Here is a 25,106-nt window from a genome sequence, read left to right as displayed (position 1 = left end):
CATGAGCTTCGACATCGGAGACGGCATCGATTCGGCCGTCAATTACATTCTCGACAACTTTTCGCCCGCTCTCGACCTCGTCGCCGCGTCGATCGGCTTCGTCACGGACGGGCTGCAGAACGGCCTGCTTGCCGTTCCCATGCCGGTCGGTATCGCGGTCTTTGCGCTTCTCGCCCTCTGGCGTGTCTCGTTCGGTTTTGCGGTCTTCGCCGGTCTGTCGCTTGCGCTGGTCGGACAGATGGGACTGTGGGCCGCCATGATGGAGACGCTGTCTCTGGTCATCGCATCGACTGCCATCGCCATGATCGTCGGCCTGCCGCTCGGCGTTGCCATGGCGCGCCGCGATTCCGTCGCGGCGATCATTCGACCGGCACTCGACCTGATGCAGACGATGCCGGCGTTCGTTTATCTCATCCCGGCCGCCATGTTCTTCGGGCTCGGCGCTGTTCCGGGCACGATCGCGACCGTCATATTTTCGATGCCGCCCGTCGTGCGCCTGACCAATCTGGGCATTCGGCAAGTGGACGTGGAGTTCGTTGAAGCCGGCAACGCCTTCGGCTGCACGCCGACCCAGCTGCTCCTCAAGGTGCAGCTGCCGAATGCCATGCCGTCGATCATGGCGGGCATCAACCAGACGATCATGCTGTCACTCTCCATGGTGGTCATCGCCTCGATGATCGGCGCCGGCGGCCTCGGCAATACCGTGCTGACCGGCATTCAACGCCTCGATGTCGGCACTGGCTTCGAAGGCGGGCTCGCCGTGGTCATCCTCGCCGTCATTCTCGATCGCCTGACCCAAAGCCTTGGCAGCAAGGGCGCGCGCCTGCGCCTGCCGTTCCTGAAATTCGGACTGCGTCAAGCCGAGGCAAAGGCGGCCTGATCGGCGCTATTCCACCGGCGGCCGCGTCCGCCGTCATTCGTAATGCATGGAAGGACTGAATATGTTCAAGACACTCGCAACGATTAGCCTTGCGGCGATTTTCATCGGCGCTCCTGCAGGCGCAAGCTTTGCCGAGGACGCAAAACCCGTGAAAATTGGCTGGGCCGCGTGGTCCGACGCGGAATTCGTCACCAAGTTGGCGGCAAAGATCATCACGGATGAGCTCGGCCACAAGGTTGATCTGGTGCAAACCGACGTTGCGCCGCTCTACCAGGGCGTCAGCCGTGGCGACCTCGACGCGATGATGATGGCGTGGCTTCCGCAGACCCACGCCGACTACTACGGCAAGGTGAAGGACAAGGTCGAGACGCTCGGCACCGTCTATGACGGCGCCAAGCTTGGATGGGTCGTTCCGGCCTATATTCCTGAAAGCGAACTCAACTCGATCGAGGATCTTCAGAAGCCGGAAATCAAGGAGAAGCTCGGCTCGACCGTGCAGGGGATCGATCCTGGCGCCGGCCTGACGCGCCTTTCGGAAAAGGCGCTGAAGGACTACGGGCTTGACGGCTATAAGCTGCAGATCTCCAGCGAGGCAGGCATGCTCACCACCGTCGATCGCGCCATGCGGAGCGAGAAATGGTTCGTGGCGACAGCCTGGAGCCCGCATTGGATGTTCGGCAAGTACGAGCTTCGCTACATCGCCGACCCCAAGGACTCGCTTGGCGAGGCGGAACACGTGGATGTTCTGGCGCGCAAGGGGTTCAAAGAGGACAATCCCGATGTCGCCGCTTTTCTTTCCCGCATGAAACTGCCGATCGCCGATCTGGAAGCGGCAATGTTCGAGGCGCAACAGACCTCCTATGACGCGGCCGTTGAAAAATACATCGCCGATCACCCCGACCAGGTGAAGGCCTGGACCGGAAAATAGGCGCGCCAGACGGTCAGAGAAACACCCGGCGTCGACCAACCGACTCCGGGCGGCCCCTCCAACGGAACGGAAAGACTTGATCATGAATTTCAACAATCAGGAACACGTGGTCTGCGCCCAGGATGACACGCTCGGCGGACGCATGTCGCTTGCACGTGACGCGCTCGATGTCTCGGCGCAACGCGCAGCGAGGATTGTGGGTGTCGAAACGAGCACATGGTTCAATTGGGAAAATGACCGAGATGCGCCACGTGCCAATCGCCTGGCGATGATCGCCGGCGTTTTGAGCGTTAGCCTGTCGTGGCTGTTGACTGGACGGGGGCAGGGGCCGCGCTGAAAGCCGGTGGCCGTCCTCCCGCCCGGCTGCATGTCCTGTGCTCAGCACAACACCATAGAGCGCTAATGCCGATTTCCCGACGCGCTTGCGCTCCAGATCGTCAGGCAAACGTGGGTCGACGTCCACATGAAACCCAGGGGAGCAGGCGTGACCCTCTCACCTGCCGGATGTACGCTGCCTCGAGCAGGCAGCTTGGTCACGGCTCGAGGTCGAGTTCCGCATATCGACGGAAGATGCCGTTTTCGTTGAAGGCCAATCGACGCGGCGATGCCAGGTAAATGGCGATCGAGGGCAGGGCCTTCACTCGGCCATGCAGGGCCGCAAGGCCGGGATAGCGGCCCGCATATCCCTTCATCGCCTTCGGAAAAGCATAGAGCAGACCTTCGATCACCTGAAACATCGACAGGTCGACGTAGGAAAGATCCTTGCCGACGAGATGGCCGTGGTCCGCCGGGTTCTGGTTGAGGACACGTTCGAAGTAGCCAAGAAACTTCGGCAGGCGGTTCTGGACGAACTCCCGTGCGCGCGCTTTCGCTTCTTCTTTCTGATCTTCATAGTATTTCGACGTCGCGATCGGGTGGTGCGTGTCGTGGACCTCCGCGACGAAATCGGTGATCGTCAGCTGCAGTCCATTGGCAAACCAGCGCAAATCCTCACGCTGTGGCGACAGGCCAAGCCTGGGTCCAAGGTAGAGGAGGATGTTGGCAACGTGCGAAACCAGCTGGTCGCCGTCCCTGAGGAAGGGTGGCGCGAACGGTAGATGCGCCTCGGACGAGCTGTCGAGGAGTTCCATCATTTCGTCGGTGCCACGGCCCGGTTCCCGGGTGACGTCGACGTAGTCCGCCCCCGCATATTCGAGCGCCAGCCGCACGAATTCGCCCCGACCCTGGATGCCGTCCCAATAGTAGAGTTCGATTGCCATGCCGTCCTCGATGCGATCTGGGCCTGTCGATCTGCGGCGGGCATCGCGACAGGGTGTTGGCGGACTCGGGCCCGTCAGAAGCGCCCGGGCTCCGGATGCGACCATGCTTGAACATTGGGCAGGCGTCGGCGTTTGTCCACCCCATGTCCGCCGGGCAAAGCGCCCGGCGTCATCGGATCGTATTCGGAAGGCTCGGAGGGTTATCGCCGTGCGGCCTCGATGATCTCGCGAGCCATCACTTCGGCGACAGCGTCCGTCGTGCGCCCTTCCTGATGAGCGCGCTCGAAGATGCGGGTCAGGGTGGCCGGGATACGGCCGACCCGGTCCATGACGCCATCGACATTGTAGCGACCGCTGCCGATTTCCGCGGCGACGTTGATCACGCCACCGGCATTGATCACGTAGTCCGGTGCATAGAGGATGCCGTTGTCACGGAGCCGATCCCCGTCCGCAGCCGTCGCGAGCTGGTTGTTGGCAGCGCCCGCCACGATCTTGGCCCGCAGCAAGGGGATCGTCTGGGCCGACAGCACGCCGCCCAGTGCGCAGGGTGCGAAGATATCCGCGTCTGCCGCGATGATCGCCTGCCCTTCGACGCTGGTTGCGCCAAATTCCTGAGCGGCGCGTTCAGTGCGGCCCCCGTCGAGGTCGCAGACGGTGAGTACGGCACCCTCCGCATGAAGCCTCGCGCAAAGCGCCCAGCCAACGGAGCCCAGCCCTTGCACTGCAACGCGAACGCCCTTGAGATCGTCGCTGCCGGTGCGATGCTGCAGCGCCGCCTTGAGCCCGACGAACGTGCCCAATGCGGTAAAGGGCGAGGGGTTGCCGCTGCCGCCCTTGGTCGTGCCGCTGACATTTGGCGTGCGCTCGGCCAGGAAATCGGCGTCGGCGAGCGTCATGCCGACGTCCTCGGCCGTGATATACTGGCCGACCAGAGCGTTGAGCATTTCGGCATAGGCCGCCAGCATGTCCGGCGTCTTGTCTTTTCTCGGATCAGCCATGATCACGGCCTTGCCGCCGCCGAGCGCCAGTCCGGCGATCGCCGACTTGAAGCTCATGCCGCGCGAAAGGCGCAGCGCATCCGTCACACCGGCTTCGAAGCTGGCATGCGGCCAGATCCGCGTGCCGCCCAGAGCCGGGCCGAGGACCGTGGTGTGGATAGCCACGATTGCCTCAAGGCCGCGTTCGGCATCGCGACCGAGCCACACCTGCTCGTGCGCGTCGAACCCAGGCAGGCTTGCGACCTCGGCGGTGATATCGGAAATTTCAAGAGTGGTCGCGGCACTGACGGCCTGGCGCGACTTGAGGGCGTTCTGCATTGGTATTCCTCCCCGGTGACCTTGCACTGGGAAGGCTACGCATTTTTCGCGATTTTTGGTTTCGAAGTCAGCCCGGCGGTGGTGCGGCGCATTGCGCGGGCGGAAATGTCCGCGCAATAAACGCAAAGACTGCCAGTTTTACGCCCGGATGGTGCCCGCACGTTGCGCCGGATGGCAGCAGGTGCGGGCGGCGGCGCGGCAAGACCTCAACGGCTCTTGCGCGTCACGAGCCGGGTTTCCAGGTAGGCTTCGATGGCTTCGGAGCCGCCTTCAGTACCATAGCCGGAATCCTTGATGCCGCCGAAGGGGACTTCGGGAAGGGCAAGGCCGAGATGGTTGATCGAGATCATCCCGCTTTCAACCTCCGAGGCGATGCGGTCGGAGCTGCGTTGCGACCCGCTGAAGGCGTAGGCGGCCAGTCCGAACGGCAGTCGGTTGGCTTCGCTGATGGCCTCGTCCAGCGCCGAATAGCGGTTGATGATAGCGACCGGACCGAACGGTTCATCGTTCATGATGGCAGCGTTGAGGGGCACGTCGGCGAGAACCGTGGGCTCGAAGAAATAGCCACGATTGCCGATGCGGTGGCCGCCGGTGGTGAGGCGTCCGCCGTGGTCGACGGCATCGACAACAAGCCTTTCGATCGCGGGAATACGGCGTTCGTTGGCGAGCGGCCCCATGTCGGTTGCAGCATCGAGGCCGTTGCCGACCTTGATCGCCTGCGAGGCGGCGGTGAAGCCGTCGATGAAGCGGTCGGCGACCCGTTCCTGAACGAGGAACCGCGTCGGCGATACGCACACCTGGCCGGCATTGCGATATTTGCTGCCGGCCATCACGGCGATTGCCTCGTCGATATCGGCATCTTCCGTGACGATGACTGGCGCATGGCCGCCAAGTTCCATCGTCGCCCGCTTCATGTGCTGGCCGGCAAGAGCCGCCAGCGACTTGCCAACGGGCGTCGAGCCGGTGAACGACATCTTGCGGATCACCGGATGCGAGATGAGATACTCGGAGATCTGGGCCGGAACGCCATAGACCAGATTGACGACGCCAGCCGGCACGCCGGCATCGACGAAGCAGCGGATCAATTCGGCCGGCGATGCCGGCGTTTCCTCCGGAGCCTTGACGATAATGGAGCACCCGGTCGCAAGGGCGGCCGAGAGCTTGCGCACCACCTGGTTGATCGGGAAATTCCACGGGGTGAAGGCAGCGACCGGCCCAACCGGGACTTTAACCGTCATCTGGGTCACATCGGGCGAGCGCGGCGGTATGATCTGGCCATAGGCGCGGCGGCCCTCTTCGGCAAACCAGTCGATGATGTCGGCGGCACTGAGGATCTCGCCCTTGGACTGGCCGAGCGGTTTGCCCTGTTCGCGGGTCATCAGCCAGGCGATATCGCCGGCGCGGGTCCGCAAGAGGTCGGCCGCCACCCGCATGACCTTGGCGCGATCAAACGCAGACGTCCTCCGCCAGATCTCAAAACCTTTTTGGGCGGCGCCGAGCGCTTCGTCCAGGTCCGGCAGTTCGGCCCAGGCGACCGTTCCGATTGCTTCCTCCGTCGCGGGGTCGATGACCGGGATGGTCTTGCCCGATCGAGCCGGGCGCCATTGGCCGTCGATGTGAAGGAGGATATCCGGGTAAACTGACATGCGAAAACCTTCTCTTTACGCAATAGGCCACCCCGACCGCATCAACAGAATGTCAGGTGGCAAGGAACTCGGTTTGGCCGGGAGACTGACCGCAACGACAGAAGAAGATCAAGAGGCATCGCGACATTCTTGTGGTCGCTCGTGCAAGCGGTGTGTTCGGCGTGCGCTCACGCCTGGAAGCACTGTAGGCTCGCTTCCTTTCGAGGCGTCAGCCCGTCAATACTTCTTCTTGCGAACAATCTTGTTGCCGCGCGGTCCGCTTGTAACAGGTGTGCGGTCCCGGTTTTCAGAAACAAGATTTCGCCAGCGTTCAACGCGGTCGGCGGCCAAAGTCCCGCTCTTGACAGCTGCCTGAACCGCGCAGCCGGGTTCGTGGGCATGGGTACAATCGCGAAATCGGCAATGCGGAGCCAGTTCCGTTATGTCGGAAAAAAGCGTGTCGATCCCGTCGGTGATATCGCTGACGTAGAGTGTTCTTATTCCAGGCGTATCGATGACCCAGCCGCCACCCGGAATGGCATGCAGCGAGCGCGCGGTCGTGGTGTGACGACCTTGCGCGTCATGTTCGCGGATAGTTCCGGTCTTCTGCTTTGCGTCGGTTTTCGTGAGTGTGTTCACCAAGGTGGACTTTCCGACGCCGGATGATCCCACCAGCGCAATCGTTTGGCCAACGCCGCACCAGGAACTCAAAAGCGAGCCTGCATCGTCGGAACGCCCATTGAGAGCCACGACCGGCAGGTCGCGCTGCAAAGCCTCGGCTTTGGCCTGAAACGCGCCAACGTCGTCCGCGGTGTCAGCCTTGGTCAAGACGATGACCGGTTTGCTGCCGGCCTGGTTGGCCATGATCAGGTAACGTTCCAGCCGTTCCACATTGAAGTCGGCGTTGCAAGACGTCACGATCAACAGCGTGTCGATGTTGGCAGCAACAAGTTGTTCGGCCCGTCCGACCTCCGGACGTCGCTTGAACACGGTTTTCCGGTCAAGCCGGCGGACGAGCATGTCGGACAGGGGATCGGCAAGCACCCAGTCTCCCACCGCGAAGTCAGCCGTGTTGGCATTGGCAGGCAGTTCCAGCCGGACCGAACCTGTGTCGCCCATCGCCTCGATGCGGGCCCTGTGAACAGAAGCGACGCGCCTCGGTACGAGGTCTGCTTCGGCAGGCTCTACCTGATCCGCAAAAAATGCGGACCAACCAAGCAATTCCAACGCTGAGTGGAGCCGGGAGTTCGTCAAAATTTGCTCCGCCTTTGATCCGTGCAGGCTTCTCGCCTAGTAACGCCGATGATCCCGCTTAGGCAAAGAAATTCCGTAGGCGGCAGCCTTGCCGGAGTAAGCGAAAGGGGGCCTTGTTGCAACCAGGCTTGAAACGCCGGGATTGCGGCTGCCGCGTATGGCACGGTCGAAGCCTTCGCGAACGATGTCGACCAGGCTGCCATAGAAATGTTGGTCAATCTTCAGTTCAGGATATGGTGAAAGCCCGCCATCAGCCAAAGACGTTCAGATCGTTGCTGCAGGCTCAGTGCCGTTCACGCCACCACGATCGGGACTTTCGTCGGCGATGCCTTGACCCGGTTGTAGAGGTCGATGACGTCCTGGTTGATCATGCGCACGCAGCCGGAAGACGCCTGCGTGCCGATGGTCCACCATTCAGGTGAGCCGTGCACGCGGTAGCCCGTGTCCTGGCCGTCCTTGAAGAGATAGTGGGCGCGGGCGCCAAGCGGGTTGTCGAGGCCACCCGGCTGACCGTTTGTCCATTTCACCAGCTCCGGCTTGCGCGCGATCATCTCTCTGGGCGGCGTCCAGGTCGGCCACTGCTTCGTGTACTGGATTTCCGCGCGGCCGTTCCATTCGAAGCCAGCCTTGCCGATGCCGACGCCATAACGGACCGCTTCGCCGCCTTCCTGCACCCAATAGAGATACCGCTCGTTGAGCCGCACCACGATCGTGCCCGGCGCTTCGCCGGTCGGATCGATGACGATCTGGCGACGGAATTCCGGCTTGATCTTCTGGAATGGAATTGCCGGGATGACGAAGCCATTGTCGACCATCGAGGCATACATCGTACCATTGTCGGTGATGTTGCTGTCGACACTGATCGGTGGGATCGATCCTGTCGACATCCGGTCGACGCCCGCGGGTTCCATCGACGGGAGATCGAGCACTTGCGAGCAGCCGGAGGCGCCGAGCAGGCTCATGACGCCGAGGCCCGAAAGTACGGCGCGGCGGGAGACGACATAACCGGGGTCCTGTAGCAACACCCCAGTGGACAGCTTCTGATCTTGCGGCTTACGCATGCACTTCTTACCCCAAGCGAACGGACGGCATCATGCCCACCGGATGGCCGCAGTTTCACAATTCGTGGTTAAGAAGACGTAAAACAATAACCTGACGCCGCCAGGTACCAGCGGTGTCGGCAGACGGCCCATCGCGGTGCGCGGCTTGGAGCGTTGTGTGGCTTGTCTCTTCGGACGCTGCCACGATGCGGTCGACGTTAGTACCGGGGACACAAGCCTGCCGGATGAGGATGGCGGCTGCGTTGCAGTCCGTATCGTCAAGACGAGGTCAGAAACGTCTTGAATTTCATGCTGTCCGGTTGCTGCAGGCCAAGTCGCGAGAGCACTGTCGGGGCCAGTTGCAGCTGGTGCAGCAGCGTGTCGGGCGCCGGACCGCCGCCGCCCCCGAACCAATAGAAAGCGACATCCTGCATGTCTCCATCGGCACCGCCGTGATGCCCCCGGCTGGTCTGTCCGTGGTCGGCCGTAACGATGACCTCGTAGCCGTTGCGGCGCCAGCGGGGCAGGAAGGCGGCAAGGTGTGCGTCTATGGTGAAACAGGCATGATCCATCTGCGCACAATCGTGGCCGTAGCGATGCCCCATGCTGTCGAGCGTGCAGGTGTGGAGGATGCCATAGTCGATCGCATGGCGCTCGGTCAGCATGGTGAGCGTCGCGAAGAGGTCGAGGTCGCTGGGCGTCATCTGGTTCTGATGATTGTAACCCGCCATGGTATGGAAACGGCCATGATGAATGGGCCCTTCCGCCTCGTCATATTCGATGTCGCGGACCATGTCGAAAGGCGCGCGCTGAAAGAACACCGACCAGAAGGAATGGGTTACGGCGCCCGTCCTGCCGCCGGCCCTTGCCACTTCGGAAAATATGTCGGGTTGTGCGACGCGAAACAGGGTTTCATTCGAAAGCACGCCATGGACCTGGGGCGGCACGCCGGTGTGGATCGACGCGTAGCACGAGGCTGATGTGGACGGCAGAACCGAGCGCATCTTCCACACGCGCGCCTCGCCAGCTTCCACCCAGCCTTCCAGATTGCCCATCAGTCGCCGCGCTGCGCGCCAGGGCTGGCCGTCGAGAATGATCAACAGAAGTTTGTTGGCAAGCGGCATTTATGGTTTCCTTGGCGTGGCTTGACGCGCCGCCTGCGGGGCGGCGCGCTTGTTCCGGGTGTGCGATCAGGCGCCGAGCCAGCAGCGCAGCGGCGCGTCGCCATTCATGAGTTCGCCGGCGGGATTGTCGACCCATCCCTGGATGCTCTCGCCGACACCGTCGATGAAGTCGTTGAACATCGGCGCGATCAGACCGCCTTCGTCGCGCATCATCTCCGCCATGTCGCGATACATCGCCCGCCGCTTCGTCTCGTCCAGTTCGGCGCGCGCGGTGACGACGAGCTTGTCGAAGGCCCCGCTCTTGAACCGCGTGTCGTTCCAGTCCGCCGACGAGATGTAGCCGGTGGAGTACATCTGGTCCTGCGTCGGTCGGCCACCCCAGTAGGACGTCGCGAAGGGCTGGACATTCCAGACGTTCGACCAGTAACCGTCGCCGGGCTCGCGTTTGACCTCGATCTCGATGCCGGCCTTCCTGGCGCTCTCCTGATAGAGGACCGCGGCGTCGACCGCGCCGGGAAATGCCACGTCCGACGTGCGCAGCACGATGCCGCCGGTTTGCCCGGACTGTTTGAAGTGGAAGGCGGCCTTCTCCGGGTCAAAGGTCCGCTGCTCGATTTCCTCGTAAAGCGGATAAGCCTTGTTGATCGGTGCGTCGTTGCCGAGCGAGCCGTAGCCATGCAGTATGCGGGCAATCATCGTCTCGCGGTCCATTGCGTATTTGAGCGCAAGGCGCAGGTCCCTGTTGTTGAAGGGCGCGGTGTCGCAGAACATGTTGAAAGGATAAAAGCCACGGCCGGACACGTTGCGGATCGTCACCCGCGGCATGTTTTTCAGCAGCGCGACGGTCTTCGGCTCGATCCGGTTGATCATGTGCACCTGGCCGCTCTGCAGGGCGGCGATGCGCGCCGTTGCATCATTGATGACGACGACCTCCACCTGCTCGGCGAATCCGACCGCTTCGCTGGCCCAGTAGCCGTCGAAGCGGGTTGCATTGTAGCGAACCCCTGCTTCGCGGTCGGCAAGCTTGTAGGGGCCCGTGCCGACCGCCGCCTCGGGATTGTCCTTGCCGCCATTCGGCTGGATCACCAAGTGATAGTCGATCATCAGGAAGGGCATGTCGGCGTTGGCTTCCTTCAGCGTGAAGACGACGGTGTCGCCGTCCGCCCTGACAGCCTCTATCCCCTTGAGAATGCCCAGAGCGCCCGATTTTGCACTTTCATCCGAATGCCGCTCGATCGTCGCGACGACGTCGCCGGGCGTCAGCGTCTTGCCATCGTGAAACTGCACGCCCTTGCGGATCTTGAAGGTCCAGGTTCTTGCGTCAGGTGAGGCGCTCCATTCTTCCGCAAGAACGGGAATTGGCGAACCATCCGGCGCCAGCCAGACGAGGGTCTCGCCCCACAGATGATTGATCATCGCGGAGACCTGATTGGTGGCAAGGCCCGGGTCGAGGCTGTCGGTCGACGCGCCGCCCTGCATTCCGATCTTGATCGTTCCGCCGCGCACCGGCCCCTCGGCCTTCACGGCTGTCGTCAGCAGGGAACCTGCCGCAGCAAGGCCGACCCCGAAAGCGGCGCTGCGCCCCAGAAAGTCGCGGCGAGACATCCGGCCCTTCGCAACGAGGCCGGAGAGATACTTGAGTTCATCCATCGATAGTCCCCCGATACGGCCGAACTGGCCAGGCCCGCGCTTGGTCCGTCGGCGCCTCCGCATGATCGTGATGGATTTTAGCCAGCAAGCGTGCTGTATACATGTCCAGAAATGATAAAAATGACCAGTCCACTTGTCACGGGTGGGTCACACCGCAGGGAGGCCCCAAATCGCCCGCACGATCGACGGATCCAGCCTGGATGGATTGATGCTCGACGCCGACGGCGCGCGGCCCCTCTACCTCCAGCTCTATGACGGGCTCAGGGAGATGATCCTGTCGGGCGCGCTTCCCGGCGGGATGCGCATCCCGTCGTCACGTGTCCTGTCGGAAAGTCTCGGCGTCTCCCGCTTCACGGTGGTGACAGCGCTCGACCAGCTTGTCGCCGAAGGCTATCTCAATTCCGCGCGCGGTAGCGGTACCTATGTCGAGACGGTTCCCCGGCGCCAACAGGGCAAATCCAGCACATCCGGCGGAAGCGATGGCGCCGTGCTGGACCGGTTCGAAAAGCTGCTGTCGCGACGGGGGAAGGCGCTGACATGGCGCAACTCCCTGACCCTCAATGACGGGTCGCAGCTCCTGCACATGGCAACGCCCGACCACCGGCTGTTTCCGGTGGATATCTGGTCGCGATTGACGAAGGAGGTCTACGCCCAGGGGGATTTCCGGATCGTCAATTACCGCGAGATCCTGCGTCCCTCCCTGCTCGAGGAGCAGATCGCCCGGCACATTGCCGTCAGCCGCGGTATACGATGCGAGCCGGAGGAGGTGGTGACCACGCTCGGGGCGCATCATGCCGTCACGCTCCTCGCCGAACTGTTGCTCGACCCCGGCGATACGGTCGCTTTCGAGGAGCCGGGGATGGCGGCAATCCGGTCGATCTTCCAGTCGGCCGGCTGCAGGATAGAGCCGATGCACGTCGATGCCTCCGGGCCGGACCCGCACACGGTTGCGAGCCGCGATGTCAAAATTGCCTTCGTTACCGCCGCCAAGCAGCAGCCGATGACGATCGCGATGCCGATGAAGCGAAAGCTGGAAATGCTGCACTGGGCGGCCGACCGCGGGACGCTGATCATCGAAGACGATCTGGGGAGCGAGTTTCGCTATCTCGGCGGGCCGATCCCACCGCTGAAAGCGCTCGATCAGGCCGGTCAGGTCATCTATATCGGCGCCTTCAGCATGACGCTGCTGCAGTCGCTCCGCGTCGGGTACATGATCATGCCGAGGGCGCTGGCGGACAGATGCCGCCGGTTGATCCAGGTTCGCTATCGGGCGTTGCCCCAGTTCACCGAACAGATCGTCGGTCGTCTCATCGAGGACGGTCATTATGTCCGTCATCTTCACCGGATGCGCCGCATCTACGCCCGGCGCCAGAACCGGCTCATGCACATCCTGCGGTCCGATTTTGCCGATATCTTCGAGCCGCCCGAGTTCGCATCGGGCTTCTACAATCTCTGCTATTTCAAGGATCAGTCGGTGGACGAGGACGCGGTGCTGATCCGGTGTCGAAACAACAATCTTGGCGTCGAACAACTGTCCTATTACTTTGCCGACCGGAAATCGCCGCGAAAGGCACTTCTCGTCGGTTTCGCCGCGTCGACGGAAGATGAGATCGAATTGGGCATGACATTGTTGAGACGCTGTGTGGCGCCGACATAAACCTCCTGTCGGTCGCGAGTATTGCCCCCGACGACACGGCCCGTCCTGCTATCGCATCGTGCTTTCACGCACCTGAAGCTCAAAGCCCAGATCGACGATCGATGACGGGATCGGCCGGCCGGCGAGCCGATCCAGCACCATCTGTACCGAGCGCAGGCCGATCTCGTGGCGCGGCGTGCGCACGCTGGTCAGCGACGGATAGGCGACGCACATCATGTCGAGGTCGTTGAAGCCGCAGATGGCCATGCGCTGTGGCACTGCTATACCTGCCCGCTGGCATTCGAACAGCACACCCATGGCAAGGTCGTCATTGTTGCAGAAGACCGCGTCAAGATCGGCGACCTTCGCAAGAGCATCGGCGAGCAACTGGCCGCCGAGTGATACTCGCGACGGCGTCAGCGTGGTGGTGATCAATTTCGGGTCGAAAAGCTGGGCTGCCTCCAGTGCTGCGCGATAGCCGGCGAGGCGGCGCTGCGAGCGGGGGTCCATGCGGGCGCCGATGAAGCCGATCCGGCGGCATCCCGCCTGGATCAGATGATTGGTCGCGACCTTGCCGCCTTCGAAATGGGAAAAGCCGATCAGCATGTCGACCGGATCGTCGCCATGTTCCATGATCTGCACGATCGGGCAATCCGCGCTCTCGAGCAGCTTGCGGGTCGCCTCGGTCTGGTCGATGCCGGAGACGATCAGCGCCGATGGCCGCTGGCTCAGAAACATGCGCACCAAGCGCTCCTCCTCGCGCGGAGAATAGTGCGTATTGCCCATCTGTATCTGCAATGGGCCGTCGCCGAGCCCGTCATAGATCCCCCGGACGATGTCGGCAAAGACGATGTTCGTCAGCGATGGGACGAGGACGCCGATCACATCGGCACGCGATGAGGCAAGCGCTCGCGCATTGGGGTCGGGCGCATAGCCGAGCTGGAGTACCGCCGTGTCGATCTCCGCGCGCAGCTCTGCCGACACGAGCGACGGATCGCGCAGCGCACGCGAAACCGTAATCGCGGCGACGCCGGCCAGCTTGGCGACGTCGGCGATGGTCGGCCTGCCGCTGCTGCGCCGGCTTGCCCTGCGGCCCTGTTCTCTTGGAGCGATGTCGTCCGTCACGTCGGCCCCTGTTCGCTGCGCCGGCGCAGGCTCTCGACATTGCTGTTGCCGACATACCAATCCCTTGCGTCCACCTCATCGAAAACGATTGAGATGTCGCGCTCGGGAAGTCCGGTCGCCTCGCAGATTGCCGCCGCGATCTTGCTGCTCATGGCGGCCTTCTTGCCCGAAGGATCGTCGGCGAGGGTCTCGCGCACGATGGTGATGCGCACAAATGGCATTGTCGGCCTCCCGCTCAATAGAGCTTTGCACCGTTGATCATCAGCCGCACCGCATAGAGCGAACTGGTCGCGCAGATGTAGAGGATGTTTCGTTTAGGCCCGCCGAACACGCAGTTGGCGGTATTTTCCGGCACCTTCACCTTGCCGATGAGGGGGCCGTCCGGGTGGTAGCAATGGATGCCGTCGCGCGCACTCGTCCAGATCCTTCCCTCGTCATCGAGCCGGAAGCCGTCGAAAAGGCCCGCAGTGCAATCGGCAAAGACGCGCCCGCCCGATACGGCACCCGCGTCGTCTACATCGAAGACGCGCATATGCGCAGGATGCTCCGGGCCGTGCGTCCGTCCGGTGTCGACCACGTAGAGGCGCTTTTCGTCGAGCGAGAAGGCGATGCCGTTCGGCCGCACCATGTCGGTGATCACAGCCGCAATCCCACCCGTCGCCGGATCGACGCGATAGACGTAGCAGGCGCCGATTTCGCTCTCGGCCTTGTGGCCCTCATAGTCCGACTCGATGCCATAGGCGGGATCTGTAAACCAGATCGAGCCATCCGACCGCACGACCACGTCATTCGGCGAGTTGAGCCGCTTGCCGTTAAAGCGGTCGGCGATCGTGACGATGCTTCCGTCATGCTCGGTGCGGGTCACGCGGCGGCCACCGTGCTCGCAGGTCACCAGCCGGCCTTGCCGGTCGGTGGTGTTGCCGTTGGAAAAGTTGGACGGCTGGCGAAATGTGCTGACATGACCGTCGGTCTCGTCGTAGCGCAGCATTCTGTCATTGGGGATATCAGACCAGACGAGATAGCGCCCGGCAGCGAAATAGGCTGGTCCCTCCGCCCAGCGGCAGCCCGTATAGAGCTGCTCGACCCGGGCGCTGTGGTTCACCAGCGGGGCAAAGCGCCGGTCCATGATCTCGAAATCCTCAGCCATGCTCTCCCCCAAGCGACAACGTTCCACTTCCGTCGGTGCGCATATGATAGCGCTAACATCAAGGAAGTGAATAGTCTTCTTGTTCCCATAGCTGGAGCCCTTCCGGAATTGCTGCATTGCTGCTGTTGCGGAATGTTCGCTCCGTAAATATTACTTTACAATCCGCTATGGTAGCGCTACCTAATTAACCGATGTCGGTGTTTTCGGGAGGAGACCAGGGCGCCGCGTCAAAGCTGAAAAGCAGGCATCCAGCGTGCCGATGCCAGGCGTTCGTGCCGTTCGAGTGGAGGCTTCTCCTCGAACCGGAGAGCAAAACAGTGGCGCGCCAACGGGAGGAAATGTCGATGGTGAAGTCGCTCGCTGGCGGCATCGTTGCTGCCACTGCCTTTTTCATGCTGAATTCGGCCGCCTACGCGGAGCCGGAAGTTGTTTCCGGGCCGGCCGCAGAGCCGGAATGCTTCTCGCCATGGTCGGCGGACACGAAATTCTTCAAGTTTCCGAAAAAAGACGGCCCGTACCGCATCGCACTTGCGAACGGCTATATCGCCAACACCTGGCGTATCCAGATGGTCCAGACGGCCAAGGCCTATGCCGCCCAGCCAGATGTCGCCGCCAAGCTGAAGGAGTTCAAGGTCGTCTCGACAGGCGAAGATGTGCCCGCCCAGATCTCGGCGATCAACAACTTCATCGATTCCGGTTATGACGCCATCGTCGTCAACGCCCAGAACCCGACGGCATTCGCGCCTGTCATCAAGCGGGCGAAAGAGGCCGGCGTGGTGCTGGTCGCCTTCGACAACATCCTCGACACGGAGGACGCCATCAACGTCAACGTCGACCAGAAGGGGCTCGGCGCCCTGTGGGGCGACTGGCTCGTCAAGCATCTGCCGGATGGCGGCAAGGTGCTGGAGGTGCGCGGCGTCGCCGGCACGTCTGTTGATACCGACCGGCACGACGGCATCCATGAGAAGCTTCAGGCGTCGGGCAAAAAATTCGAGGTCGTCGAGGTCATGGGCAAATGGGACGACGGCGTCGCACAGAAGGTGACGGCGGATGCGATCGCGACCAGCGGTCCTTTCGATGGCATTACTGGCCAGGGCGGCGATACCGGCATCGTCCAGGCGATGATCGACGCCAAGCACCCGTTCGTGCCCTTCGGCGGCGAAACCGAAAACGGCTTCCGCAAATTCTGTGCGGCCCATGCCGCCGACGGCCTGAAATGCTCGTCGGCCGGGACCGGGCCGGCACAGGTGGCCGTGGCCATCAAGACGGCGATCGCCGCGCTTGAGGGGCAGGTGATCCCGCAGTCGGTCAAGTTGCCGTTGGCGATCGTCGAAGATCCGAATTTCAAGGAGGGCCAGGATTACTTCCAGTCCGAGTCCGACAACTTCTTCGTCGGCAATTCCTTCCCCACCTGCGGGATCAATTTCTCCGCCCAGGAGATCATGAAGCAGAGCAAGGAAAACCAGTAGGTCGATCGGTGCGGGCATCGCGAAGCTGTGCGGTGCCCGTCGCCAGCAACGGATCCCGGAGAGCGTAATGGAAAGTGGCGCACCGCTCTTTCGCATGGAAGGGATATCGAAACGCTATGGCGGTGTTCGGGCACTTGAAAACGCCGAGCTGTCGGTGAGGGCGGGCGCCATCCATGCCGTTCTCGGCGAGAACGGCGCCGGCAAGTCGACCCTCATCAAGATCATGGCAGGCGTTGTGGCTCCGGACGATGGGCGCATGACACTGGACGGGAAGCCGGTGGAGTTCGCTTCGCCGGCCGCGGCCAACGCTGCCGGCATCGTCTCGGTGTTTCAGGAGCTTTCGTTGATCCCTGAACTCAGCGTCGCGGACAACATCATCATCTCCAATCCGCCGACGCGGTTCGGCATGATCGACCGCAGGGCCCAGCGGCGTCTCGCTGAGGAGGCATTGGCGCGCGCCGGTGCTGAAGACATCCACCCCCTGGCGCTGGTCAAGGACTTGCCGCTGTCGCGCAAGCAGATCGTCGAGATCGCCAAGGCGCTGGCCCGCAAGCCACGCATCCTCATTCTCGACGAAGCGACATCGGCGCTGACGGCGGCGGATGTATCCAAGGTATTCGCGGTGCTGAAGCGATTGCGCGCGGAAGGGTTGGCGCTGCTTTACATTTCGCATCGCATGAACGAGATCGCCGAACTCGCGGACGATTGCACGGTGTTTCGCAACGGAAGCAAGGTTGCGAGCTATGCCGCGGGCACGAAGAGCGACACGGAGGTCATCCAGATGATGATCGGCCGTGAGTATCATAGCGTCTATCCGCCAAAACCCGATCAGCCTATGCAGGCTGAGCCGGTGCTCCAGGCACAAAGCCTCTCCTGGGCGGACCGCCTGCACGACATCTCCTTTTCGCTCCATGCCGGTGAAATCGTAGGCCTCGGCGGGCTGGATGGGCAAGGCCAGCGCGACCTGCTCCTGGCGCTGTTCGGGGTTCTGCGCGGACTGCGCGGCAGGGTGCTTGTCGATGGCCGTCCGGTTCGCATCGCCAGCCCCGCGCAGGCGCGCCAGCTCGGCATCGGCATGGCGCTTATCCCCGAGGATCGCAAGACCGAAGGGCTGATGCTGCCGATGACGGTGCGTGAAAATCTTTCGCTCGCGTCTCTCGATCGCCTGACGCGCGCCGGGGTCATCGACAGCGCGAAGGAGGACGACATCATCGACCGCGTGATGACGCTGCTTGCCATCAAGGCGGGCAACATCGACGCGCCTGTCGCGGCGCTGTCCGGGGGCAACCAGCAGAAGGTCGTCATTGCGAAATGGCTGATGCGGCAGCCCCGCATCCTCCTCCTCAACGATCCGACACGCGGCATCGACGTGGGAACCAAACAGGAGATCTATCAGCTCCTGCGGCGCCTTGCGGACGAGGGGGCTGCCATCCTGTACTACTCGACTGACTATGCCGAGCTGATCGGCTGCTGCGACCGGGTGCTTGTCCTCTATGATGGGACCGTGAAACGGGAACTGATTGGGCCTGACATAACCGAGCATGCGCTGATTGCCAGCGCGCTCAACATCCACCCGGCCGACCCAACCCATCAGGAGCCGGCACAATGAAGGACTGGCAATACCGACTGGCGGAGCACCGGGGCACATTGACGGCGCTTTCGATCTTCGTTGTGATGTTCATCATCTACACGGCGAACCATCCGGCGGGTTTCACCGCGAATGTCGTCCAGACGGCTGCGAACAAGGGGGTACTGCTCGCCCTTGTCGCAATGGCGCAGACCATGGTGGTGATCACCGCGGGCATTGACCTGTCGGTCGGCATGATCTTCCTTCTCACCAATTGCCTGGCCTCATGGCTGGTCGTGGGCTCACCGCTTGAGACGGCCGTCGGTGTGGTCATTGTGCTGGCCGTGGGCGCCTTGTGTGGAGCGATCAACGGCGCCATCGTCATTTACGGGCGGCTACAGCCGATCGTGGCGACAATCGCGACGGGGGCAGTCTATTTCGGCATCGCGCTGCTGCTGCGGCCGTTTCCGGGCGGGTCGGTCAACGAGGTTCTGGCGGATGCCCTGACGGGACGGATCTTCAGCGTCGTGCCGGCGAGCCTTGTTGTGCTTGCGGCCGTGATTGCCCTGATATGGGTGCCGTTCAGTCGCTCGGTCTACGGCCGCGCGGCCTATGCGGCCGGTTCATCGGAAACCGCGGCCTACATGTCCGGCATGCCGATCCGGCGTGGCAAGCTGCTGGCCTATGCGCTGTCGGGACTTGTGGCTGGCATCGGCGGGCTGTTCCTGACCTTCTTCACCTATACGGGTGACGCAGCGCTTGCGAGCGGCAATGCCTACACGCTGTTTTCGATTGCCGCCGTCGTGTTGGGCGGCGTGTCGCTGTTCGGCGGGAAGGGGAGTGCAATCGGCGCGGTCTTCGGCGCGCTGGCATTCCGCACGATCGGCGACCTCCTGTTCGTTTTCGATTTCGATCCGCTCTGGCAACCGCTGTTCCAGGGGCTGATCCTGTTGGCGGCCGTCAGCCTGGGCGCGCTCGCCCTCTTCCGCGTGCGCAATCGATTGGAGTGGTTCCAGTGAGCGAGACGGCGATGACGCAGACAACCGGACGCAAGACGCGCTTCATGCGCAGCCTCGACCCGGCGGTGCTCACCGCCTTCGGCTGCATCCTGCTGCTCCTTGTGCTTGGCAGCTTCTATTCGCGTAGCTTCCTGTCACCGGAGTATCTGTTGCAGCAATTGAAGGTGGCATCTTTCCTTGGCGTCATCGCCACGGGCATGATGCTCGTCATCCTGCTTGGGCAGATCGATCTCTCCGTCCCGTGGACGGTGGCGACAGGCGCGATGATGGCCTGCGCCGCTGCGGCCTACGGTCCTCTCGGGACCACGCTTGCCATTCCCTTCGGCATCCTGTGCGGCATCGGCATCGGTCTCGTCAACGGCGTCGGGGTGGCCTACCTGCGCATTCCCTCGATGATCGTGACGCTTGCGACCAATGCCGTCGCTCAAGGGGTGATGGTGGTCTATACCGGTGGGTTCTCGCCGCAGGATTCCGCCACCGCGGCCATGCGCTATCTGGCAACCGGCGCTTTGATCCCCGGCATCCCGAATGTCGTCTTCATCTGGGCGCTGATCGGCGCGGCGATGGTCTTCATCCTGCGCCGGACCGGCTTCGGGCGGGCCGTCTACGGCATCGGCAATCGCGAGCGCGCAGCCTATCTCTCGGGGATCAATACCCGCCGCATCGTCATGATCGCCTTTGCGGTCTCGGGCGGGCTGTCGGCCTTCGGCGGCGTCCTGCTCGCGGGCTATGCGTCCAAGGCCGCGCAATCCATGGGGGACGCCTATCTTCTTCCTGCCATCGCGGCGGTCGTGCTTGGTGGAACCTCGATCCTCGGCGGAAGGGGGACCTATCTCGGAACGGTCGCCGGCGTCATCCTGATCACGCTGCTGCAATCCATCCTTTCGGTCACGCAGATGCCCGAGGCTGGACGCCAGATCATCTACGGCGGGGTCATCATCTTCATGCTCCTGCTTTATGGTCGTGCGCCGCCGAGCCGATAAACCTGCCTTAAACGCCGAAAGACGCGTATGCGGCCGACGCGACGTCATGTTCCTCCTCTCCGCCCCACGGCGCAGCGCGCTGGCGAGCGCGGAGGAACGTCGAATTTTCGCGGGACAAAACAAAACCGGAAGCGCATTTCATCCGTATCCACCTCAAAGATCTATCTTTCCGAGGAACGATGAACGCTCGTCCGATATCTATGCTTGCCGGCGTCTGGTTGCTCTTGATCGGACCGCTTCTCTGTCCCGTGTGGGCGATCGAACGTGAGGCGCGCCCAATTCGCATCGACGTCGGCGGCACCGTGCTCAACAGCATCCTGTTGAAACCCGGCAAGAAGGTCGATCTGCCGCCGATCGTCTTCATCCACGGCGCCAGCGCCAGCCTCTACGATCCGATGTTCTCATTCCGGAAAAAGCTGGAGGGGCGAGCGAAGCTCCTGTTCGTTGACCGACCGGGCCACGGCGGCTCCGATGTTGGCGGACCCGAAAACATTCTGCCCGACGGGCAGGCGGATGCGATCGCCGAACTGATGGAAAAACGTGGGATAGCCAAGGCAATCATCGTCAGTCACTCCTTCGGCGGCGCAGTTGCTGCCGCCCTTGCCGTGCGGCATCCCCAAAAAGTTGCCGGCCTCGTCTTCCTGTCGCCGGCCGTTTACCCCTGGAAGGGCGGCGTCGCCTGGTATTACGATGCGGCGGCGGTTCCGGTTACCGGCGCTCTTTTCAGCACGCTGGTCGCCCCGCCGATCGGCCTGCTTTCGATCGGCAGCGCGACGCGAGCGACATTTGCGCCAAACAGCATGCCGGAAGATTACATGCGCCAATCCCGCACGCTGCAGGCCCTCAGGCCGGCGGCCTTCCGGCACAATGCACAGGAGGTTGCGGCACTCAACGATTGGGCCCGGACGGCCAGCCAAAAATACCGCGGGATCAAGGCGCCGACGGTCATAATCACCGGTGACGTCGACACGATCGTTTCGCCTGACGTCCATGCCCAGCATCTGGCGCGCGACATCCGCGGCGCCCGGCTGTTGGTCGTGCACAATCTCGGTCACAAGTCCGATTATGTCGCAAACGATCTGGCCGTTGCAGCGATCGAGAAGATCAGCGGCCGGCGGGTAGATCTGAACGCCGTAGCAAGGACGATCGAAAAGCGGATCGCGGCAGATGGGAAGCGTTGATCTCTGGCGCATGCGCTGCAGAGCCGGGCTGTCAGTCCTCTATGGAACGGCGGGCATCCTGCACCTTGCCTATCCCGCACCGTTTGTCTCCATCACGCCAATCTGGGTCCCGAACGCGCAAGCGGTGATCATCCTGACGGGCTTTTGCGAGATCGCGGGCGCGATCGGCCTCCAGGTGCCAGCTTTACGACGATATGCCGGTATTGGGCTCGCGCTTTATGCGGTTCTCGTCTTCCCGGCCAATATCAAGCACGCGGTCGACAGCCTGAGCGCACCGGGCGCTTCAGCATGGCAGTGGCTGTACCATGCGGCCAGACTGCCGCTTCAGCCCGTCTTCGTCTGGCTTGCAGCCTTTGCGGTCGGTTTTGTCTGCTGGCCGTTACACGGCAAGGCGAAAGGGCAATAGGGCAGGCGCAGATGCGGCTTCGGAACAAAAGTGCTCCGCATCCAGTTGGTCATGGAAAGTGGAGCCGATCATGAGCACGATACCGACCGAACCGACCCCCAGTCCACGGCCCGAGGTCCCCCCGGGCCTGCCGCCCGATCTGCCGCAGCCGCCGATTGAGGAACCGGAGCCGGACGTTCTGCCCGACGAAGTTCCCAATCCGAATCCCGACGAAAATGACAGGCCAGTGAAGCATATGCGCGGATAACGCCGTGCTCGACGAACGCTGCGACCCTCGCAAACATATGTGAACAACGCCCGTCGCTGATCGTCGAAACGTCGCATCGGGCAACCCGACCTCAATGGCGTTCGGATCGCGTCGATCCCTTTGGAGCCATGTGGCGCCCTGCATCATGCACGGGCGCCACCGGCACGTGTCACCGCAGCGGACGGAAGGTTTCAACCGGTAGCCTGCCATTGACGCGGGCATTTTTCACAAACATAGGATCAGGCAAGAAATGTTGTGACCACAAATCAAAGGGAAATTCATCGTGAGTGAGCCGACCGTAACCGATGCAACAAACCGCATTTATGAATCGCTCCACGCGGACAATGCCGACATCGATGTGCATATTGCGACGCTCAAGGCAGCGCTGGCGCGGGAAGGTTTGAAAGAGGCCGTGTTCGACCCTGCCAAGCTCACGCAAAACAATCGTTCTGGCAGGAAGCTGATGCAGGCCTATTTTCGCCAGCGCGGCGTGACGGTGACGTTCTCGGGTTCCTGAAGCGTGCGGGTCAGCCAGGCTGTCTCAGGACGGCTGGATCACCCGCGATGGCTTGATACCGCAGCGTTTGGCCTCGATTGCAAATTGATGTGCTGCGAGACGAGATCGGGACTCCGTCCCATCGGCGTCGTCTTCAGGCGACCGTCTCGCCGCCATCCACGACCAGGATCTGGCCGGTCATGTAGGAGGATCTGTCGGAGACCAGGAACAGGATCGCCTCAGCGATCTCGCTGACATTTGCCCAGCGGCCGAGCGGGACTTTTTCGCGGATATAGGCCTCGATCGCGCCGCGGCCGCCCATCTGTGCAATGAAGGGTTCGTTGAACGGCGTATCGACCCAGCCGGGGCAGAGCGCGTTGACGCGGATGCCATGGCGGGCGTAGTCGCCCGCCATCTGCTTGGTCATGGCGATCACCGCATGTTTGGTGGTGGTGTAGGCGATCATTTCGCGGTCGTAGAGCACGCCCGACGATGACGAGGTGTTGACGATGACGCCGCGGCCGGCGGCCTTCATCGACGGCATGACCAGGCGGGCGGCCATGAAATGGGCCCGCACGTTGAGGCTCCAGGACCGGTCGAAGCCGGAAATCTCCACTTCTTCGAGATCGCCGGCGACCTGCGCGCCGGCATGGTTGTGCAGGATGTCGATGCGGCCATGGCGATAGAGGATGTCCGCAATGCCGTCCGAAAGGGCTGCGTCGTCCGTGACATCGAGGGTGACGGCTTCGACCTTGCCGCCCATGGCGCTGATGGTATCGACCGTCTGTCTTGCCGCTTCGACACTGCGGTCGACGACAATCACGTGGGCGCCTTCGCGCGCCATGATGGCGGCACCCGCCTGACCGATGCCGGAGCCCGCTCCGGTCACGATGGCGACCCGGTCTTTGAGGATCATCTGTTCACTCCCCGGATTTCGATTTTTTATCCCGCATCAGAATACGGGCAGTCAGGATCAAGAGCAGCGAGGCGACGAGCACCAGTGTCGCGATCGCGTTGATTTCGGGCGTCACGCCGCGGCGGATCGAGGCGAAGACGTAGATCGGCAAGGTCGTCTTCGAGCCGGCGACGAAGAAGGCGATGATGAAATCGTCGAAGGAGAAGGTGAAGGCGAGCAGGAAGCCGGCGAGGATCGACGGCAGGATCTGTGGCAGCACGATCAGCCGGAAGGTGGTCAGCGGCGTCGCGTAGAGATCGCTGGAGGCTTCGACGATATCGCGCCCGAGGCTGGCGATACGGGCTTTGACGATCATGGTGACGAGCGCCATCGAGAACAGGCCGTGGGCGGCGATGATCGAGCCATAGCCAAGCCCGAGTTGCGGCGGCTGATCGCCCGGCCAGATCGTTGCCAGCGCCGGATTGACGAAGGAAAAGACGGCGACGAGCGCCACCAACGTGGCGATGCCGATGACGACGCCGGGGACGACGATGGCGGCTGCAAAGAGCGCATCGAAGATCGCCCGGTTGCGTGGCGCCAGCCGCTCCATGCCGAGGGCTGCCATGGTGCCGAAGATCGCGGCGAGCGTCGCGCTGGTAAAGGCGATCATCAGGCTGTTCTGCAGCGCTGAGACCAGGAAGGTGTTGCCGAGCGCCTTGCCGTACCAGGCGGTCGAAAACCCGGTGAACTCGCTGGCGCTGCGCCCGGCATTGAACGAGAACAGCACGACCAGCGCGATCGGCGCGTAGAGGAAGATGTAGACCGAGGAGATGAAGGCGCGCATCAGACGAGATCCACCTGTCTTGTGCCGGCCACGCGGAAGGCAATGCGCATCGCCACCATCAGGATCACCACCACGACAGCGACAAGGGTGACGGCTATCGCCGAGCCGAAGGGCCAGTTTCGAGATTGCAGGAAGAGATCGACCAGCGCGTTGCCGATGAAGAACACCTTGCCGCCACCCAGGAGCTGCGGGATCAGGTATTCGCCGAGCAGAAGGATTGTCACCAGCGCCACGCCGGTCATCACGCCCGGCAGCGACAAGGGCAGGGTGACCGCGAAGAACGTCGACACCGGCTTGGCGCCGAGATCGGCGGACGCTTCCAGGAGCCGTCGGTCGAGTTTTTCAAGGCTGACATAGATCGGCATGATCATCAGCGGCAGGTAGCCATAGACGATGCCGAGCAGCACGGCGCCCGGCGTGTTCAGAAGGCGCACATCCTCAAGGCCGATCATCGACAGGAGGTTTGGGATGCCGCGCGAACCGAGAATGTACATCCAGGCGTAGGTGCGCACGAGCAGGCTCGTCCAGAAGGGGACGACTACCAGCGATACGAGGATCAGGCGGTAGCGCGGATCGGCCTTGACCGCGAGATAGTAGGCGACGGGATAGGCGACCAGCAGGCAGAGGAGTGCACCGACCGGCGCCAGCACCATCGTGTTCCAGAAGGCGGCGGCGCGCGTCGGCAGACGCGCGAACTGCGCAAAGGTGAAAGCCGCCTGGTAGCCGCCCTCCGGCGCACGCTCGCCGAAGGCGAACACCAGCATGGCGATGAACGGCAGCACGAGAAAGATCATCAGCCATGCCGCCGCCGGCGCCACCAGCGCCGCCGTCACCAGGTTTCTCTTCGTGTTCGTTGCCACAGGCATAAAACTCATCCGTTCGCGTTTCAGTCGTGTTTTCGGGCCCATCGGCGCAGCGAGGGAGCCCCCTCATCCACACGGTGAGGGAAGCCCCTCATCCGGCCTGCCGGCCACCTTCTCCCCGCAGGCGGGGGGAAGGAGACTCGTGGCGCTCG

The 25,106-nt window shown here is 62.6% G+C and carries 25 protein-coding genes; 12 read left to right on the top strand and 13 right to left on the bottom strand.

The window, feature by feature from the left end; translation table 11 throughout:
• Position 1 precedes the first annotated feature (1 nt).
• The 3 genes from RTP54_RS14915 (at position 2) to RTP54_RS14905 (ending at position 2,145) form a co-directional block, all read left to right on the top strand.
• Complete coding sequence (locus tag RTP54_RS14915) at positions 2 to 880, top strand: proline/glycine betaine ABC transporter permease (protein ID WP_312363794.1); 879 nt, start codon at positions 2 to 4, stop codon at positions 878 to 880.
• Between the two features lie 61 nt (positions 881 to 941).
• Positions 942 to 1,808: a glycine betaine ABC transporter substrate-binding protein gene (locus RTP54_RS14910; protein WP_112817282.1), complete on the top strand. Its 867-nt coding sequence runs from the start codon at positions 942 to 944 to the stop codon at positions 1,806 to 1,808.
• A gap of 82 nt (positions 1,809 to 1,890) precedes the next feature.
• Complete coding sequence (locus RTP54_RS14905) at positions 1,891 to 2,145, top strand: helix-turn-helix domain-containing protein (protein ID WP_112806864.1); 255 nt, start codon at positions 1,891 to 1,893, stop codon at positions 2,143 to 2,145.
• Between the two features lie 196 nt (positions 2,146 to 2,341).
• On the opposite strand, the gene RTP54_RS14900 is transcribed toward RTP54_RS14905, so the two are convergent.
• The 7 genes from RTP54_RS14900 to RTP54_RS14870 form a co-directional block, all read right to left on the bottom strand.
• The gene (locus RTP54_RS14900) at positions 2,342 to 3,067 is read right to left on the bottom strand and encodes a glutathione S-transferase family protein (RefSeq protein ID WP_112817202.1); all 726 of its coding nucleotides are present in this window, start codon (positions 3,065 to 3,067) and stop codon (positions 2,342 to 2,344) included.
• Positions 3,068 to 3,267: 200 nt separating this feature from the next.
• A complete protein-coding gene (locus RTP54_RS14895) occupies positions 3,268 to 4,383 on the bottom strand; it encodes a Glu/Leu/Phe/Val dehydrogenase dimerization domain-containing protein (RefSeq protein ID WP_312363790.1) in 1,116 nt (371 codons plus the stop codon).
• A gap of 206 nt (positions 4,384 to 4,589) precedes the next feature.
• The gene (locus RTP54_RS14890) at positions 4,590 to 6,029 is read right to left on the bottom strand and encodes an NAD-dependent succinate-semialdehyde dehydrogenase (RefSeq protein WP_312363788.1); all 1,440 of its coding nucleotides are present in this window, start codon (positions 6,027 to 6,029) and stop codon (positions 4,590 to 4,592) included.
• Positions 6,030 to 6,245: 216 nt separating this feature from the next.
• On the bottom strand, positions 6,246 to 7,289 hold the full coding sequence (rsgA, locus tag RTP54_RS14885; protein WP_312364412.1) for a ribosome small subunit-dependent GTPase A: 1,044 nt from the start codon (positions 7,287 to 7,289) through the stop codon (positions 6,246 to 6,248).
• A gap of 266 nt (positions 7,290 to 7,555) precedes the next feature.
• On the bottom strand, positions 7,556 to 8,323 hold the full coding sequence (locus tag RTP54_RS14880) for a L,D-transpeptidase (protein ID WP_312363787.1): 768 nt from the start codon (positions 8,321 to 8,323) through the stop codon (positions 7,556 to 7,558).
• Between the two features lie 257 nt (positions 8,324 to 8,580).
• Positions 8,581 to 9,426: an alkaline phosphatase family protein gene (locus RTP54_RS14875; protein ID WP_312363786.1), complete on the bottom strand. Its 846-nt coding sequence runs from the start codon at positions 9,424 to 9,426 to the stop codon at positions 8,581 to 8,583.
• Between the two features lie 66 nt (positions 9,427 to 9,492).
• A complete protein-coding gene (locus RTP54_RS14870) occupies positions 9,493 to 11,076 on the bottom strand; it encodes an ABC transporter substrate-binding protein (protein ID WP_312363785.1) in 1,584 nt (527 codons plus the stop codon).
• 208 nt (positions 11,077 to 11,284) lie between these two features.
• Between RTP54_RS14870 and RTP54_RS14865 the strand changes: the two genes are divergently transcribed.
• Positions 11,285 to 12,733 (top strand): PLP-dependent aminotransferase family protein, encoded by a 1,449-nt coding sequence (locus tag RTP54_RS14865; protein ID WP_312363784.1) that lies wholly within the window; start codon positions 11,285 to 11,287, stop codon positions 12,731 to 12,733.
• Between the two features lie 48 nt (positions 12,734 to 12,781).
• Here RTP54_RS14865 and RTP54_RS14860 read toward each other — a convergent pair whose 3' ends face one another.
• From RTP54_RS14860 to RTP54_RS14850, 3 genes are read right to left on the bottom strand one after another with little or no spacing between them, the layout of a single operon-like run.
• A complete protein-coding gene (locus tag RTP54_RS14860; RefSeq protein WP_312363783.1) occupies positions 12,782 to 13,837 on the bottom strand; it encodes a LacI family DNA-binding transcriptional regulator in 1,056 nt (351 codons plus the stop codon).
• Complete coding sequence (locus RTP54_RS14855; protein WP_112817209.1) at positions 13,834 to 14,058, bottom strand: tautomerase family protein; 225 nt, start codon at positions 14,056 to 14,058, stop codon at positions 13,834 to 13,836. The genes RTP54_RS14860 and RTP54_RS14855 overlap by 4 nt, the downstream gene beginning before the upstream one ends.
• 14 nt (positions 14,059 to 14,072) lie before the next feature.
• Positions 14,073 to 14,984, bottom strand: a complete 912-nt coding sequence (locus RTP54_RS14850; RefSeq protein WP_312363782.1) for an SMP-30/gluconolactonase/LRE family protein — start codon at positions 14,982 to 14,984, stop codon at positions 14,073 to 14,075.
• Between the two features lie 344 nt (positions 14,985 to 15,328).
• Between RTP54_RS14850 and RTP54_RS14845 the strand changes: the two genes are divergently transcribed.
• The 8 genes from RTP54_RS14845 (at position 15,329) to RTP54_RS14810 (ending at position 22,373) form a co-directional block, all read left to right on the top strand.
• On the top strand, positions 15,329 to 16,453 hold the full coding sequence (locus tag RTP54_RS14845) for a sugar ABC transporter substrate-binding protein (protein WP_112806886.1): 1,125 nt from the start codon (positions 15,329 to 15,331) through the stop codon (positions 16,451 to 16,453).
• 67 nt (positions 16,454 to 16,520) lie between these two features.
• A complete protein-coding gene (locus RTP54_RS14840) occupies positions 16,521 to 18,062 on the top strand; it encodes a sugar ABC transporter ATP-binding protein (protein ID WP_312363780.1) in 1,542 nt (513 codons plus the stop codon).
• A complete protein-coding gene (locus RTP54_RS14835) occupies positions 18,059 to 19,039 on the top strand; it encodes an ABC transporter permease (protein WP_312363779.1) in 981 nt (326 codons plus the stop codon). The genes RTP54_RS14840 and RTP54_RS14835 overlap by 4 nt, the downstream gene beginning before the upstream one ends.
• 11 nt (positions 19,040 to 19,050) lie before the next feature.
• Positions 19,051 to 20,022: an ABC transporter permease gene (locus RTP54_RS14830; protein ID WP_312363777.1), complete on the top strand. Its 972-nt coding sequence runs from the start codon at positions 19,051 to 19,053 to the stop codon at positions 20,020 to 20,022.
• A 179-nt stretch (positions 20,023 to 20,201) separates the two neighbouring features.
• On the top strand, positions 20,202 to 21,203 hold the full coding sequence (locus RTP54_RS14825) for an alpha/beta hydrolase (RefSeq protein WP_312363775.1): 1,002 nt from the start codon (positions 20,202 to 20,204) through the stop codon (positions 21,201 to 21,203).
• A 10-nt stretch (positions 21,204 to 21,213) separates the two neighbouring features.
• Positions 21,214 to 21,609, top strand: coding sequence for a hypothetical protein (locus RTP54_RS14820; protein WP_312363774.1), 396 nt, complete (start codon positions 21,214 to 21,216; stop codon positions 21,607 to 21,609).
• Between the two features lie 70 nt (positions 21,610 to 21,679).
• Positions 21,680 to 21,856, top strand: a complete 177-nt coding sequence (locus RTP54_RS14815; RefSeq protein WP_312363772.1) for a hypothetical protein — start codon at positions 21,680 to 21,682, stop codon at positions 21,854 to 21,856.
• Positions 21,857 to 22,136: 280 nt separating this feature from the next.
• Positions 22,137 to 22,373: a hypothetical protein gene (locus RTP54_RS14810; protein WP_112806903.1), complete on the top strand. Its 237-nt coding sequence runs from the start codon at positions 22,137 to 22,139 to the stop codon at positions 22,371 to 22,373.
• A gap of 133 nt (positions 22,374 to 22,506) precedes the next feature.
• Here RTP54_RS14810 and RTP54_RS14805 read toward each other — a convergent pair whose 3' ends face one another.
• From RTP54_RS14805 to RTP54_RS14795, 3 genes are read right to left on the bottom strand one after another with little or no spacing between them, the layout of a single operon-like run.
• Positions 22,507 to 23,268: an SDR family oxidoreductase gene (locus RTP54_RS14805; RefSeq protein ID WP_312363770.1), complete on the bottom strand. Its 762-nt coding sequence runs from the start codon at positions 23,266 to 23,268 to the stop codon at positions 22,507 to 22,509.
• Positions 23,269 to 23,272: 4 nt separating this feature from the next.
• A complete protein-coding gene (locus tag RTP54_RS14800; RefSeq protein ID WP_312363768.1) occupies positions 23,273 to 24,091 on the bottom strand; it encodes an ABC transporter permease in 819 nt (272 codons plus the stop codon).
• Positions 24,091 to 24,957 carry an ABC transporter permease gene (locus tag RTP54_RS14795; protein WP_312363766.1) on the bottom strand — a complete coding sequence of 289 codons (867 nt, stop codon included), beginning with the start codon at positions 24,955 to 24,957 and terminating at the stop codon, positions 24,091 to 24,093. The genes RTP54_RS14800 and RTP54_RS14795 overlap by 1 nt, the downstream gene beginning before the upstream one ends.
• Between the last annotated feature and the right edge of the window lie 149 nt (positions 24,958 to 25,106).

The sequence above is a fragment of the Ensifer sp. genome (assembly GCF_031989085.1).
In the GTDB taxonomy this organism is placed as follows: Bacteria; Pseudomonadota; Alphaproteobacteria; order Rhizobiales; family Rhizobiaceae; genus Ensifer.
This window is presented reverse-complemented; position numbering and strand designations above follow the sequence as displayed.

Excerpts from the sequence above, each read along its gene's own strand:
- RTP54_RS14915 (WP_312363794.1), top strand. The coding sequence starts at position 2 with ATGAGCTTCGACATCGGAGACGGCATCGATTCGGCCGTCAATTACATT.
- RTP54_RS14910 (WP_112817282.1), top strand. The coding sequence starts at position 942 with ATGTTCAAGACACTCGCAACGATTAGCCTTGCGGCGATTTTCATCGGC.
- RTP54_RS14905 (WP_112806864.1), top strand. The coding sequence starts at position 1,891 with ATGAATTTCAACAATCAGGAACACGTGGTCTGCGCCCAGGATGACACG.
- RTP54_RS14900 (WP_112817202.1), bottom strand. The coding sequence starts at position 3,067 with ATGGCAATCGAACTCTACTATTGGGACGGCATCCAGGGTCGGGGCGAA.
- RTP54_RS14895 (WP_312363790.1), bottom strand. The coding sequence starts at position 4,383 with ATGCAGAACGCCCTCAAGTCGCGCCAGGCCGTCAGTGCCGCGACCACT.
- RTP54_RS14890 (WP_312363788.1), bottom strand. The coding sequence starts at position 6,029 with ATGTCAGTTTACCCGGATATCCTCCTTCACATCGACGGCCAATGGCGC.
- RTP54_RS14880 (WP_312363787.1), bottom strand. The coding sequence starts at position 8,323 with ATGCGTAAGCCGCAAGATCAGAAGCTGTCCACTGGGGTGTTGCTACAG.
- RTP54_RS14875 (WP_312363786.1), bottom strand. The coding sequence starts at position 9,426 with ATGCCGCTTGCCAACAAACTTCTGTTGATCATTCTCGACGGCCAGCCC.
- RTP54_RS14870 (WP_312363785.1), bottom strand. The coding sequence starts at position 11,076 with ATGGATGAACTCAAGTATCTCTCCGGCCTCGTTGCGAAGGGCCGGATG.
- RTP54_RS14865 (WP_312363784.1), top strand. The coding sequence starts at position 11,285 with ATGCTCGACGCCGACGGCGCGCGGCCCCTCTACCTCCAGCTCTATGAC.
- RTP54_RS14855 (WP_112817209.1), bottom strand. The coding sequence starts at position 14,058 with ATGCCATTTGTGCGCATCACCATCGTGCGCGAGACCCTCGCCGACGAT.
- RTP54_RS14850 (WP_312363782.1), bottom strand. The coding sequence starts at position 14,984 with ATGGCTGAGGATTTCGAGATCATGGACCGGCGCTTTGCCCCGCTGGTG.
- RTP54_RS14845 (WP_112806886.1), top strand. The coding sequence starts at position 15,329 with ATGGTGAAGTCGCTCGCTGGCGGCATCGTTGCTGCCACTGCCTTTTTC.
- RTP54_RS14840 (WP_312363780.1), top strand. The coding sequence starts at position 16,521 with ATGGAAAGTGGCGCACCGCTCTTTCGCATGGAAGGGATATCGAAACGC.
- RTP54_RS14835 (WP_312363779.1), top strand. The coding sequence starts at position 18,059 with ATGAAGGACTGGCAATACCGACTGGCGGAGCACCGGGGCACATTGACG.
- RTP54_RS14830 (WP_312363777.1), top strand. The coding sequence starts at position 19,051 with ATGACGCAGACAACCGGACGCAAGACGCGCTTCATGCGCAGCCTCGAC.
- RTP54_RS14825 (WP_312363775.1), top strand. The coding sequence starts at position 20,202 with ATGAACGCTCGTCCGATATCTATGCTTGCCGGCGTCTGGTTGCTCTTG.
- RTP54_RS14820 (WP_312363774.1), top strand. The coding sequence starts at position 21,214 with ATGCGCTGCAGAGCCGGGCTGTCAGTCCTCTATGGAACGGCGGGCATC.
- RTP54_RS14815 (WP_312363772.1), top strand. The coding sequence starts at position 21,680 with ATGAGCACGATACCGACCGAACCGACCCCCAGTCCACGGCCCGAGGTC.
- RTP54_RS14805 (WP_312363770.1), bottom strand. The coding sequence starts at position 23,268 with ATGATCCTCAAAGACCGGGTCGCCATCGTGACCGGAGCGGGCTCCGGC.
- RTP54_RS14800 (WP_312363768.1), bottom strand. The coding sequence starts at position 24,091 with ATGCGCGCCTTCATCTCCTCGGTCTACATCTTCCTCTACGCGCCGATC.
- RTP54_RS14795 (WP_312363766.1), bottom strand. The coding sequence starts at position 24,957 with ATGCCTGTGGCAACGAACACGAAGAGAAACCTGGTGACGGCGGCGCTG.